The organism is Paenibacillus sp., assembly GCF_031177825.1.
Lineage (GTDB): Bacteria > Bacillota > Bacilli > Paenibacillales > YIM-B00363 > Paenibacillus_AE.
Genome location: NZ_JAPSKE010000025.1, coordinates 39,958 through 53,085 on the forward strand (window position 1 = coordinate 39,958; position 13,128 = coordinate 53,085).

The 13,128-nt window shown below is 57.5% G+C and carries 13 protein-coding genes; 10 read left to right on the forward strand and 3 right to left on the reverse strand.

Annotation, left to right across the window (positions count from 1 at the left end):
* The first annotated feature begins 72 nt into the window (after positions 1 to 72).
* Positions 73 to 642 (forward strand): GNAT family N-acetyltransferase, encoded by a 570-nt coding sequence (locus RIN49_RS22455; protein WP_309122387.1) that lies wholly within the window; start codon positions 73 to 75, stop codon positions 640 to 642.
* Between the two features lie 97 nt (positions 643 to 739).
* Here the strand turns inward: RIN49_RS22455 and RIN49_RS22460 are convergent, their stop codons facing one another.
* Together RIN49_RS22460 and RIN49_RS22465 are read right to left on the reverse strand one after the other, a co-directional pair.
* Positions 740 to 943 carry an H-type small acid-soluble spore protein gene (locus tag RIN49_RS22460; protein WP_309122388.1) on the reverse strand — a complete coding sequence of 68 codons (204 nt, stop codon included), beginning with the start codon at positions 941 to 943 and terminating at the stop codon, positions 740 to 742.
* Between the two features lie 155 nt (positions 944 to 1,098).
* Entirely contained in the window at positions 1,099 to 3,747 is a 2,649-nt protein-coding gene (locus tag RIN49_RS22465; protein ID WP_309122389.1) for a hypothetical protein, read from the reverse strand.
* A 334-nt stretch (positions 3,748 to 4,081) separates the two neighbouring features.
* On the opposite strand from RIN49_RS22465, the gene RIN49_RS22470 reads away from it, so the two are divergent.
* The 5 genes from RIN49_RS22470 (at position 4,082) to RIN49_RS22490 (ending at position 8,423) form a co-directional block, all read left to right on the forward strand.
* Positions 4,082 to 5,113, forward strand: a complete 1,032-nt coding sequence (locus RIN49_RS22470; protein ID WP_309122390.1) for an HD-GYP domain-containing protein — start codon at positions 4,082 to 4,084, stop codon at positions 5,111 to 5,113.
* 67 nt (positions 5,114 to 5,180) lie between these two features.
* Positions 5,181 to 6,140 (forward strand): non-homologous end joining protein Ku, encoded by a 960-nt coding sequence (gene ku / locus RIN49_RS22475; RefSeq protein ID WP_309122391.1) that lies wholly within the window; start codon positions 5,181 to 5,183, stop codon positions 6,138 to 6,140.
* A gap of 239 nt (positions 6,141 to 6,379) precedes the next feature.
* On the forward strand, positions 6,380 to 6,778 hold the full coding sequence (locus RIN49_RS22480; protein ID WP_309122392.1) for a helix-turn-helix domain-containing protein: 399 nt from the start codon (positions 6,380 to 6,382) through the stop codon (positions 6,776 to 6,778).
* Positions 6,779 to 6,784: 6 nt separating this feature from the next.
* Positions 6,785 to 7,432 (forward strand): GAF domain-containing protein, encoded by a 648-nt coding sequence (locus tag RIN49_RS22485; protein WP_309122393.1) that lies wholly within the window; start codon positions 6,785 to 6,787, stop codon positions 7,430 to 7,432.
* Between the two features lie 31 nt (positions 7,433 to 7,463).
* On the forward strand, positions 7,464 to 8,423 hold the full coding sequence (locus RIN49_RS22490) for an ATP-dependent DNA ligase (protein WP_309122394.1): 960 nt from the start codon (positions 7,464 to 7,466) through the stop codon (positions 8,421 to 8,423).
* A gap of 70 nt (positions 8,424 to 8,493) precedes the next feature.
* Here RIN49_RS22490 and RIN49_RS22495 read toward each other — a convergent pair whose 3' ends face one another.
* Positions 8,494 to 9,225 (reverse strand): DUF1836 domain-containing protein, encoded by a 732-nt coding sequence (locus tag RIN49_RS22495; protein WP_309122395.1) that lies wholly within the window; start codon positions 9,223 to 9,225, stop codon positions 8,494 to 8,496.
* Positions 9,226 to 9,468: 243 nt separating this feature from the next.
* On the opposite strand from RIN49_RS22495, the gene RIN49_RS22500 reads away from it, so the two are divergent.
* The 4 genes from RIN49_RS22500 (at position 9,469) to RIN49_RS22515 (ending at position 13,015) form a co-directional block, all read left to right on the forward strand.
* The gene (locus RIN49_RS22500) at positions 9,469 to 10,791 is read left to right on the forward strand and encodes a hemolysin family protein (RefSeq protein WP_309122396.1); all 1,323 of its coding nucleotides are present in this window, start codon (positions 9,469 to 9,471) and stop codon (positions 10,789 to 10,791) included.
* Positions 10,792 to 10,893: 102 nt separating this feature from the next.
* Positions 10,894 to 11,118, forward strand: a complete 225-nt coding sequence (locus RIN49_RS22505) for a hypothetical protein (RefSeq protein ID WP_309122397.1) — start codon at positions 10,894 to 10,896, stop codon at positions 11,116 to 11,118.
* 6 nt (positions 11,119 to 11,124) lie between these two features.
* Positions 11,125 to 12,027: a YitT family protein gene (locus RIN49_RS22510; protein ID WP_309122398.1), complete on the forward strand. Its 903-nt coding sequence runs from the start codon at positions 11,125 to 11,127 to the stop codon at positions 12,025 to 12,027.
* Between the two features lie 70 nt (positions 12,028 to 12,097).
* Positions 12,098 to 13,015 carry a DNA polymerase domain-containing protein gene (locus tag RIN49_RS22515; RefSeq protein WP_309122399.1) on the forward strand — a complete coding sequence of 306 codons (918 nt, stop codon included), beginning with the start codon at positions 12,098 to 12,100 and terminating at the stop codon, positions 13,013 to 13,015.
* Positions 13,016 to 13,128 lie beyond the last annotated feature (113 nt).

Genomic DNA, 13,128 nt, shown 5'->3' on the forward strand with positions numbered 1-13,128 from the left:
GCGTGCTGCCGTCCGCCCGAGGCCGGGGCGTCGGCTCGGCGCTCGTCGCCGCGCTCGAAGCGCCTCCAGAGCATGATCCCGACGCGTTGCGAAGACGCCGTTCGCCTGCTGGAGTCCCGCGAATTCGCGCCGGTTCGATACTTCAAGCGCATGAGCGTCCGCATGGACGAAGCGCCGCCGGAGACGCCGCCCCTTCGGGGATTCTCGATCGAGGCGTTCGCCGTCGATCGCGACGAACGAGCCGTGTACGACGCTTACATCGAATCGTTCGCGGATCATTGGGACTTCGCCGCGCCTCCGTATGAGAAGTGGGTCGAGAAGACGCGGCTGCCGTCCTTCGACCCGCAATGGTGGCTGCTCGCCCGCGACCCGGAAGGCGCGATCGCCGGCTTCGCGCTCGGCCGCATGCGCGAGGACCTGCTGTTCATCGAGCAGGTCGGCGTGCGCCGGCCGTACCGCGGCCGCGGGCTCGCGCTCGCGCTGCTGCGCCGCGCGTTCGAAGCATCGTACCGCGCCGGCCAGCCGTTCGTGTCGCTCGGCGTCGACGCCGCGAATCCTTCCGGAGCGTACCGCCTATACGAGAAGGCCGGCATGACGCCCGACCACGAAATCACCATTTACGAGAAGCGTCTCGAAGCGTAACTCGCCAACCCCAAGCGTTCCCGAACCCCAACGACGAAAGCCCGACATAAGCGCCCGGAAGGCGCCCTATCGGGCTTTGTTTCGTTGGATCGACGGTTTACATGCGGTTGTCCGCTTCGCCTAGTTCTTTCAGCTGGTCCACGCGGACCGTTTTCGATGCCTGATAGTCCCCGCTCCGCTCATGCACGGTCGCCGTCTTCGTCGTCGAATCGACGCTGTCGATCCAGACTTCCTTATTGTTCAGCTCCACGACGAATTCCTTCGGGCTGTCGACGATTTCTTGCGCGCGGTTTACGTCCATATGGATGTTCCCTCCGTCATGCTATGGTTTCGCCATTAGCTTTCCCTTCGAAGGCGGAATCATTCCAGGCGGAGCCGTTATGCCCTCGAAGCAAAAAAATAGAACAACGCGTCTCGTCCGAGGAACTTCGAATTCGCGAAGGCTGTAAACGATAATTATTTCTTCTTAAGCCAATCCAAGTATTCCTTGAAATCGTTTATAGATGCTCTATACGCATCTTCAAGCATTTCTTTCGCCTCTTCCCGAACCTCGGGAATGGCATCCGGCTCGAAACCCTTACGAATCATTTTCATTCTTGTCGCTACCTTATTCTTTGTAGTTTTGTCCCATTCCGGCAAATTTGTTCCCTTTTCAAGCAACAAGGCTTCCATTTCCTGCAGCCGATTCGTCGGGGGAATCGTTTCATAATTTACGCCCGCATTGTGGCCTCTCTCAATATTCGCACTGTACTCCAATATTCCTACTTGCGCTTCATCTGCGTTGTCGTATTTTGTACCTGTCAACCTCTCCGCGAATCCAGTCATTTGTCCCGGGGAACCCGGACGTTTGAAAATGTCGACCATGTTCTTCGCTCCTTCCTTAAAACTGGTCAAAATTTCATTATCAAGATTTTCGACATCGTCCTCCGGATCGATTCGATCTTTACCGATCCACTCCCGCACCTGATTAGCCGCGTCTATAAGTTGGCCATGATGTTCTTTCGCTTTGCCAATCGCAGATCCGATTAAACGTAACAAATCTCCCGCCAACTTATCAGTTCTTTCAAACGCTTGTTTGTCATTCTTTTGCGCTGTTTCCAACGCTGAATGGAGTTCCTTTGCAAGAGTTTCACTGTAACGAGTGTCAAGAAACTCCTTGGCGGCCTTTAACGATTCGTTATGCCGGTTATCGATTTCTATTTGAGCCGTAGTAATCGACTCAAGCAAGTCTTTCTTTAATCCGGGCAGCAACGCTTCCATTTTTTGAAGCGAGGTCCCGACTGACTCGATCTCCGCCCCAATTTCTCCAATTCGATGCAATGCTTCGGTTTCAGCCTGCGTAGGTTTAAATTTAGCCAAAATTAATTCTACGTGTTGAGACAAATCCTCGTTATGAAAATGATGGTTTAGCCCAAGACGATCCAGTTTAGCAACAAACGACGCCATCACTCTTCGCTGATGTCTCAACGATACCACATCATCGAGCAGCACTTCGTTGTACGCGAATTTCGTACGCGCTCCAGCTTGCGGGGATTTAGCATTACTCTCTGAGCTATTATCCTTCACCGATGACTCGGTACTGTTGTACTCGGTCGGCTTTTTTATGGAAATCGTTTTGGCGCCCTTCGTTCCCGGAACAGCATTCCCGTCGACGCCGATCTGATACCAAACGCATGTTAACTCCTTCGGATATTTGACCGACCCGTCATTCCCTTCTACGACATCCACTCTATAATACATCCAGGCTTTATTCACATTGACCATCTCTTTAATAAACGATTCAACTTCTCTCTCGTGTTCGCCGTTCGCATCAATCGGAATAGGTGCCAAATTGCGCGCATCGTTTCCGGGACCGCCCAAATGATGATTCAGCAAATGTCCGGCGACGTAAGGGTGTTTCTGGCCCGCTTTGGCTATTTCCGCTAGTTCTTTCGTACGCCTATTCCAGACATGGTTTTTCCCATTAAGCGGTTCTTCTCCAATTTTGTGATCGGGTCCAAGAGGGTTGGCTTCCATGAACGTACCGTCTCCAGTCGACGGCTCGGTAGGGCCGAAAGTCAGTCGGGTCGCCCATCCGGTCGATGTTTTGTCATCTCTCCTCGCTCCGTTATTCGGATCTGCCGCTTTATTAGGGACATTTCCCGCCGGTAGATTGTTCGGTGTTTTCGATTGTGCTGCAGCTTTTGTTTGACCGTATTTCGATGGAGAAGGCACCTCGATTTCGTAATATTGTTTCGTCCCCCCGACCTCAACGCCTTTTTCATCCAGCTCCCAATACTGGATTACTATTTTTTTTGCATAGGGGGTTCTTTTATCCTGCTCGTACGTAACATCGCCTGCGAAATACATCCACGACATCGCATTATTAACCAACTTCTCGATATTTTGGTAGGTGGCACGGACTTGATTCGCTGCAGTTGGCGGGAGAAGCAAAACATGAGTAATCTTAGAACCGTCGCCTCCTAAATTCGGCGACAGAATCGTTACCGCCTGGTAGTTCTCATCGGCAGCCAGTTTACCGCTACGGGCTTTCTCGGCGATGGTTTGCAACTTTTTTGCGATCTCGTCGTGATCTGACGTTTTCGCCTGCGTTCCGTACGGATGATCCGGACCTAGTTTTTTGGCTTCCAAGCCCTTGCTTCCGAACTTATATTTTGACTTGGGTGTAATACTTGTCTTCCATGAATCCATTCCTTGCACCGTCCCTTCCACTTTCGCACCGTAACCCCAAGACATAAATTGTGGAAGGGTTTCTTCATTCTTCACCTGCTCCATGGTTAAGTCTTTCGTTTCTCCTTGTGTCTTGTGGGACTTCCAATCTGCCTTCTCGTCGCTCGTTAATTCGAATTGGTCCCACCTTAATGGCTTGCGTTGAATGGCGGTTGCGCCTCCGTCGGAGCGAGATATCCGTCCCAAGCCAGATTTTAATAAACGGCCGAACGCTTTATTGCCGATCGTCCGTTGTAGCTGCAAGACATCGGGCGTATGCGGCATCCGACGGTGCCCGTTTGTGGGAACAAACGGAGATTCGAGTTTCCCTTGAGTTACGGAACCGCCCTCTTTAGGAGCAACCGATCTAGAGCGTTCGGAACCTCGATCATACATGTGTAATTTACCCCCTTTGCTCCATGCACTGATGTGAAACACAACTCTATTCATCTATGGTAAACGATGGACTTTCGAGAGTAAACAGATAGCGGTCCTTCGCTCGTTTGATTGCGCGGATAACGCATCACGAAATCACTCAAGGCTGGACTACAAGGGCGTGGTATCGAGCGTTATTCGACGCCGCGAGTGGCCGTCAACCGAACATCGCCAGAGGTACGCCGACGATTCGCCCCTCACCCTTTGTCCCTATGACTTGCGCATTAGTTTGTGTCGACAATAAGGCTAAAGTGCTATATCATAAATGGGCAACTTACAATCAGAGGTGCTTCCTATGCGGCTGCACGTAACGAAACTTCATGCGGGCGACATGCTCCGGCAGCATGTTTTCGCGCCGACCGGACTCCATATTATGGCGCCGGGCACGGTCATTACGGACGTTCATATCGCCCTGCTGCTCAGACATCAAATCGAATACGTCGAAATTATGGACGCAAGGGCGAACGATGCGTCGTCGGGGCACGTTCCCGAGCCGCCGTTCCAAGCTCAATACGACAAAGCGGTCGACCGGATGAAGTCGATGTTCGACCAAGCGTATCATGTCGGCTTCGTGACGCCCGAGGAGATCGACAAGTCTTATGACCCGTTGATCGAATCGATGCAGCAGGAAACCGATATCGTGGGCCTTCTCTTGACGCTCAATTCCAAGGACGACTATACCTACGAGCATTGCATTCAAGTCGGCATGCTCTCCTACTATATCGCCAAGTGGCTCGGCCACGCGGAGGAAGAAGCCTACGAGATCGGCAAGGCCGGCTTCCTGCACGACATCGGGAAGAGCAAGATTCATCGGACGATTCTCCTCAAGCCCTCGCGCCTGACCGACGAGGAATACGCGCAAATTAAGAAGCACACCGAATACGGCTATGAAATCATTATGAAAAGCTTAAACGACCGCATGGCCGCCTACGCGGCGCTGCAGCACCACGAGCGCGCCAACGGCGAAGGGTATCCGTTCGGCATCACGTACGATTGGGTGCAGCCGGCATCGAAGATCGTCGCGGTCGCGGACGTCTACAGCGCGATGATTTCGTCGCGAGTGTATCAGCAGAAGCAGGACCTGTTCGTCGTGTTGAAGGAGTTATACGCTTTAAGCTTCAGCGAGCTCGATCCGAAGATCGCGCAGACGTTCATCCGGCGCATGATTCCGAACTTCATCGGCAAGGAAGCGCTGCTGTCGAACGGCCGGATCGGAGAAATCGTCATGAACCATACGACGGAGCTGTTTCAGCCGCTCGTCCGCATCGGGTCCGAGTTTCTCGATCTGTCGCGCGTCGACGTGGAAATCGAAAAAATCGTCAGCTGACGGCTTCGCGGTAGCCTCCCGCGTTTTGGTTATACTAACCGAAACGAGAAACGGGAGGCTTCTTTGCATGCATACGATTTGGAAAGGCGCGATCAGCTTCGGCCTCGTCAACATTCCGGTGAAGATGTACGCCGCGACGGAGGACAAAGACATCTCCATGCGCATGCTGCACCGGGTGTGCGGCACGCCGATCTCCTACAGCCGCCGATGCCCGCACTGCGAGGCGCCGGTCGAGAACGAGGCGATTATGAAGGGGTACGAGTATGAAAAGGGGCGTTTCGTCCGCTTCGACAAGGACGAGCTCGACGCTCTCGCCGCCGACGCGAGCCGGGAAATCAAAATCGTCGACTTCGTGAATTTGCACGAGATCGACCCGATCTATTTTCAGAAAACGTATTATCTCGGTCCCGGCGACACCGGGGCGAACGCCTACGGCCTGCTGCTCGCGGCGCTCGCGGACACCGGCAAGATCGGCATCGCCAAGGTGACGATCCGCAACAAGTCGTCGCTGGCGGCGATCCGCATCGTGGACGGGTGCATCAGCATGGAGACGATCTTCTATCCGGACGAGGTCCGTTCGGCGCAAAACGTTCCGAACGTGCATATGACCCGTGGCGTCGTGAGCGAGCGCGAGCTGACGATGGCCAAGATGCTGATCGATCAGCTGTCCGTTCCGTTCGATCCGACGAAGTATCGCGACGATTACCGCGAGCGGGTGATGGGGCTCATCCAAGCGAAGATCGCGGGGCAGGACATCGAAGTGGCGCCGGAGCCGCGCCGGACGAACGTGGTCGACCTCATGTCCGCGCTGCAGGCATCGCTGCAAGCCGTTCAGGGCGGACCGCCGCCCGCGGCCGCGGATCGGGGCGCGCCGCCGATCCCGGTGACGGAGGAGGGCGCCGTCATGCCGCCCGCCGCCCCGCCGAAGCGGAAGCGCCGAGCCGCCGGCGCCGGACCGCAAGGCGCGCCGGCGCCCGAAGGCCCCGCGCCCCGCGGGCGCCCGAAAGCGCCGATCGGCACGCGCTAACGACGAAGAGGCTGTCTCCGTCCGATTCGGACCGGGGACAGCCTCTTCTGTCGTCGTCGATCGATAGGTAGATCCGCACGGTTCATGCTATAATACTGACAACTTGACGTATGAAGGCGACAGTACGTTGGAAGACGGAAGAACTATTTTCTCGCAAAACGTTCGCGATTCGCGAACTTCACTCGTTATATTGTTTGGTCCTCTGCGTACAAACTAATTATTGGGAGCGAGCGATCCATATGACCTTATTCGGGGTTCGGTTAAGAGAACTAAGAAAGAAGAACGGGTTGTCGATGGCCGAGTTCGGGCGGCGCATCGGCATCGCGAAGAGCACGGTCGCCGGATACGAAGGCGGCGAACGGGAGCCGTCCCTCGACACCGTGGCCGCGATCGCGCGATTGTTCGACGTGACCTCGGACTATTTGCTCGGCCTGACCGACCGGCCGCATCCGCTGAGCGTCGAACCGGGACTGGCGGCTGCCTCCCGGATGGAGACGACCGGGAAGACGGCATTGCATTGGAACGGCGAACCGCTAACGGACGAAGAGTTGGAGTTGGTGCTCGGCCTTCTTAAGAATGCGCAAGCGACGAAGTACGGACGGAACGACGCGCCGTCCGTACCCAATAGGATGAGGTGACCGGAGATGGACCGGGTAATTACGTCTCTACGAACCTTCAAGCTGACGAAAGACATTCGTCGGGCGCTCGAGACGTTAGACCGACGGCTTCCGCAGGAATCCGACGTCTCCAATCATTTCCTGAAGTTGTATCGAGAGGAATGGATCGGGCCGGAGCAATATATTTACATGGATACGAAGCTGCTCCTGAATCGGTTCTGTCTCTCGACGGAGCGGTTGTTCTCCGAACGGGACGTAACGATCGGCGTGTATTTTTTCGATTCGGCCGAGAAGCGGCTCTGGGTCGGAGCCGATCCGAGCGTGCCGAAGCATTTTTCCGAATACGCCAACGGCCTCTTCGTGATCGGCGACATCGTCGACGGAGAAACTCCCGAATACGTGAAGCGCGTCGTGCCGATCGGCGACGTCGACCGGAGCGAGCATCTAATTTCGCTTAATCATCGGAAGGACTTGTTGAAGGCCGATCTCCGATCGTTCTGTACCGTACCGCTCTTGCACAACGGCCGCGTCATCGGGCACATGAATTTATTTTCGCGGCAGCCGAAAGCTTGGAGCTCGGAGGAAATCCTGCTCATCCGGCGTCAGGCGACGAGCATCGAGCGTCGTCTGATGGACGTGAGGGATCGGTTCGTCCAAGCCGCCGCCACGATCTAAAACAACGTCACGCCGATAGGAGGACCATCGCATGTCTTCGCCTCCCGTCCCCTTCGTCCTGCCGGCCGAGCCGATGGGTCCGATCTCGCGGGACGACATCCCGGAAGGCCCCGACTGGGGGTACCAGCTGAAGTGGGACGGCGTCCGCGCGCTCGCCGTCGTCGACGACGGCCGCGTCGAGCTGTATTCGCGCAAGCTGCTTCGCAAAGAAGATACGTACCCGGAGGTCGTCCGTCGGCTTCGACAGGTCGAAGGCTCCTACGTCCTCGACGGCGAAATCGTGTACTTCGACGCGGCGCTCGGCCGGCCCGTCTTCCAGAAGGTGCTGCAGCGCGAGCGCACCCGCGCCGCCGCCGCGCTCGCCCGGTCGAGCGCCGAGCAGCCGGTTTCGTACGTGCTGTTCGACCTGCTCGCCGCGAACGGCGAGGACTTGCGAAGCCTGCCGTACGCCGAACGGTACGCCCGCCTGCGCGCGGCGTTCCCGCCGGACGGCGATCCGTCGCTGTTCGTGACGGATCTGTTCGACGACGGCCCCGGGCTGTGGCGCTGGGTCGAGGAACGCGGCTGGGAGGGCATCGTCAGCAAGCGGCTGTCCGCCCCGTACGCGGAGGGCAAGAAGCATCGCGACGCGTATAAGAAGCGCGCGATCCAGCGGTACGACGCCCAGTGCATCGGCGTCGTGTTCCGCGAGGGCCGCGTGGCGAGCCTCGCGCTCGTACACGAGGGCGCCTACTTCGGTCGCGCCTCCCTCGGGCTGAACGAGCGAAGCCGTTCCGCCCTAGCCGCGTACGCGACCTCGCACCGCGCCGCGCAAAGCCCCTTCGCCGGCGGCGCCGCGCCCGCCGACCTGAAGCGGGAGACGGTCGTCTGGCTCGACCGTCCCTTCCTCGTCGCCGTCACCGGCCTCGAAGTGACGGCGGACGGGCTGCTCCGCCATCCGAAGCTGGCGGACCCGCCGGCGCTGGAGCGGTTCCTCGCCGCGCCCACCTAACGAGCCCAGGCCGAGCTCGACGCGATGGCGTCGGCGCTCGGCCTGGTTCATTTTCCGGAAAATCGGAGACTTATTCCTTCCCGTGCAGAAACATCGTCGCGTTCATATACCGTCGGGACAGCGCGTGGAAGTACGCCGCTTGCACCGACACGAGCGCGATAATGAGCGCATTGCGCAGCGATTCCCGCTCCCCGTTCGACAGCGCCGTGTGCTTCTCTACATACTGCGACGTGCGCAGCACGATCATATTCTCCATAAGCGCGTCCCGGTTGCGCAGGCTCGTCTCGTGTCCGCTGACGTCGAGCAGCTGATCGTCGTTCTTGTCGAGCTCCTCGAACAGTGAGGAATACGTATGAAACAAATCCGTCGGATGAATAATGTCGTCGGTATCGTCGTCCGGCTTGCCGAACAAGATGTGGAACAAGCTGCGGATCGACTCGAAGTCGAGGCAGGTCTTCAGGTCTTCGATGATGAACAGCAGCGCCGCCTGCTCGAACGAATACTTCTTCCCGCACCGCGGCGAGCCGAGAAACTCCTTGAAGTCCCGCTTCACCCAGTTCTGGGCGCCGGTAATCGAAATATTGGTATATTCGATTCGATTGCCGAGGGACACAATATCCGTTAACGACAGTCCGTCCGGCTTTTGCGACTTCAGTAGTTTCTCGAACACCGGCGGCAGCGCGGTCGGATGCGTGCGGCGCCAGGCCTCCTGCATCACTGCGAGCGGCGTGCGATCGATGCGTCCTTGCAGCGACAGCAGCAGTGATGCCGCCTCGCGGCGCGTCAGCGTAAAGGATTCCATGCGGTCCCCTCCTCGGCCATTCGATAATTTCAAGTTCACGTGAACCATCATAGAACCGTCGCAATCGGTTGTCAACGTTCGAAACGGCGGGTTCCTCCCGCCTATTCCCCCGAAACGGACCGAGATACGCCCATACCGCCTCACAACGACATTGCCTGAAACCCGCTCGAGGTCATAAAATGAGTTCATAAGAACTTATTTAAATGGTTCAACGTTTATTGATCTCAGAAAAGAGAGGTACTCATGGCGCTAAACTTGTTTTTGGTAGCTTTGCTTATCGGTTTGACCGCGTTTTTCGTTGCGACGGAATTCGCAATCATCCGGCTCCGGTCGAGCCGCGTCGATCAGTTGGTTCTGGAAGGCCGCAAGAACGCGCTCGCCGTTCGCAAGGTTACAAGCAATCTAGATGCTTATCTTTCGGCATGTCAGCTGGGCATCACGATTACGGCGCTCGGTCTCGGTTGGTTGGGCGAGCCGACGGTCGAGGAGCTGCTTCATCCGCTGTTCCACGACTTCGGCGTTCCGGAGAGCATCTCTGCACCGGTGTCGTTCGTGCTCGCGTTCGTCCTCATTACGTTCCTGCACGTCGTCGTCGGCGAGCTGGCGCCGAAATCGCTTGCGATTCAGAAAGCCGAGCAGGTGTCGTTTTGGTTCGCGCAGCCGATCATCTGGTTTCACCGCATCGCATATCCGTTCATTTGGCTGTTGAACGGCTCCGCGAACCGCCTCATCCGGGTATTCGGCTTGAAGCCGGCGAGCGAGAACGAGGAAGCTCACTCCGAAGAGGAAATTCGGATCATCCTGAACGACAGCTTCGAGAGCGGGAAAATCAACAATACGGAATACGGGTACGTCAGCCGCATCTTCACGTTCGACGAGTTGTCCGCTCGGGAAATCATGGTGCCTCGAACCGACATGGCCTGCTTATATATGGAGAACACTCTCCAAGAAAACATCGAAATTATTTGGAGAGAACAATATACCCGCTTCCCGGTCGCGCAGGGAAGCAAGGACAACATCGTCGGCTTCGTCAACACGAAGAAGCTGTTCATGCAATACCGGGGCAACCCGGACTTCGATTGGAAGTCGGTCATTCAGCCGGCGCTCACCGTGTCCGACGCGACGCCGGTGAAGTCGCTCCTGAAGACGATGCAGGCGGCGCGCGTGCACATCGCGATTCTCGTCGACGAATACGGCGGGACGGCCGGCCTCATTACGATCGAAGACATTCTCGAGGAGATCGTCGGCGAAATCCGCGACGAATTCGACGCGGACGAGCGCAAAGAGATCGAAATGATCGCGGAATCGTCGCATTACATCGTGGACGGTACGGTGCTGCTGTCCGAGGTCAATGCGCTGCTCGGCACCGACCTCGACAGCGAAGACGTCGATACGATCGGGGGTTGGGTGTACAGCGCGTCGCCCGACATCGAGAAAGGCGAGAGCCTTTCGTTCGGCGGCTTGGACATCGTTGTGTTGGAAAAGGAGAAGCACCGCGTGCGCAAGGTCGAGATCAAGCGCGCCGCGGAACGATCCGCCGTCGCCGCCGCGCCTGCGGAATCGTAACGGGAAGCCTCTTGCCGCCATGCAAGAGGCTTTTTCTTGCAGGATTGTATACATCGGTATACAATTGTAGTAATAAACACGCGTAAAGGGGTGTCCCCGACCATGGCGGAAACGTTCCGCAAATCTAAGGTGGAACATTATATCTCGATGCTGACGCTTCGCCGCGATACGCTGAAGCAGCAGCTCGAACGGGCAGAATTCGACGGCCAACGCGAGTATTTGCAAGGGCAGCTGTCCGCGATCGATCTGATCGTGAACGAGATCGCCTCGGAATTCGCCCTCGACCTTTCGCATCCGAAATCGAAATCCCATCATGGAGAGGAGTAATGACTTATGAGCACAGAGGTGAAAGCGGCCGTACAGCCGCAAGCTGCCGCGCAGCATAACAAGCTTTCCAAGGCGAAGGTGCTTCGGAGAGCGTTGTTTCTTACGCTGGGCGCAGCTTTCATGGCCGTCGGCCTCGAAATTTTCCTCGTCCCGAACAACATTATCGACGGAGGCATCGTCGGCATCTCGATCATCGCCTCCCACTTATCGAACATTCCGCTGGGCATCTTCCTGATGCTGCTCAACCTTCCGTTCTTATTCGTCGGTTATAAACAGATCGGCAAGACGTTCGCCGTCTCTACGCTGTACGCCGTCGCGGTGATGTCCGTCGGCACCTATTATCTGCACCCGATCCCTCCGATCACGATCGATCCGCTGCTTGCGGCCGTCTTCGGCGGCATTATTCTCGGCATCGGCGTCGGCCTCGTCATCCGCTCGGGCGGCTCGCTCGACGGCACGGAAATCGTCGCCATCCTGTTCAGCAAGAAGACGGCCTTCTCCGTTGGCGAAATCGTGATGTTCCTGAACCTGTTCATCCTCGGCAGCGCCGGCTTCGTCTTCGGCTGGGATCGCGCCATGTACTCGCTGATCGCCTACTTCATCGCCTTCAAAATGATCGACATTACGATCGAGGGCTTCGACGAGTCCCGAGCGGTGTGGATCATCAGCGAAAATCACGAGCTGATCGGCAGCTCGATCATGCAGCGCCTCGGCCGCGGCGTCACGTATTTGAACGGCGAAGGCGCGTTCACCGGCGGCGCGAAGAAAGTCATCTTCTGCGTCGTCACCCGTCTCGAGGAAGCGAAGCTGAAGACGATCGTCGACGAGCTCGATCCCGCGGCGTTCCTGGCCGTCGGCAATATCCATGACGTGAAGGGCGGCCGGTTCAAGAAAAAGGACATCCACTAAGGCGAGTGCTCTCGCCTCGATTGGCTCATACTAGGGAAAATCGCCGCTCCAAGCCAAGGAGGTTTTCCCGATGAGCCCCGCGCATGCCCCTTCGAAATCGCAAAAAGGCGTCGTCACCATCGACGGGCACGAGCTGACCGTGACGAATCCGAACAAGCCGCTCTGGCCCGACGTCGGGATCACGAAGCTGGAATTCCTCGATCGGCTCATCGCCCTGTCGCCTTATTTGCTCTCTTACACCTCGAACCGGTACCTCACGACGATTCGCTGGCCGCACGGCGTGGGCGACGAATTTTTCTATCAGAAAAATTGCCCCAAAGGCGCGCCCGATTTCGTCAAGACGGCGCCGCTCGGAGACATTAACTACATCGTGCTGGATTCGCTGCCGACGCTCGTCTGGCTCGGCAACTTGGCCTGCCTCGAATTTCATCCGTCCTTGCATTACCTGAACGACGAACTGCCCGCGGAATGGCTCATCGATATCGATCCGACGCTCGAGGAGGAGCCGCGGATCATGGAAGCGGCGAAGATCGTCGTCGATCTATTGGCTTCGCTCGGCGTGCAGAGCGTCGCGAAGACGTCCGGCGCGACCGGCGTGCAGGTATACGTCCCGATTCGGCGCGGCTATACGTTCGAGCAGCTTCGCTCCATCGGCAAATTTCTCGGCGACTACCTCGTGCAGGCGCATCCGAAGCTGTTCACGATCGAGCGGCTGAAGAAGGACCGCGGCACGCTCATCTATTTCGATTATTTGCAGCATTGGTACGGGAAGACGTTGTCCGCGCCATACACGCCTCGAGCGAAGAAGGGCGGCAGCGTGTCGACGCCGTTGTTTTACGACGAGCTCCATCCCCGGGTGAAGCCGTCCGACTTCCACCTTCGCAACATCGAAGCCCGCTTGTCCGCGCACGGGGATCTCATCCGCCGCGTTCCGCCGCAGTCGCTCGACCGGATTCTCGCCGGCTTGCGCGGTCCGGGCTCGAGGTAACGCCTGCGCGTGGCCAGGCGCTCGGCGCCGCCGACCCGTTTCGGGTCGCCACGGCACGTCGCGCGCCGCCCCCTGACCCGATCCGGGTCACCCCGCCGGCCGAGCGGCGCCGC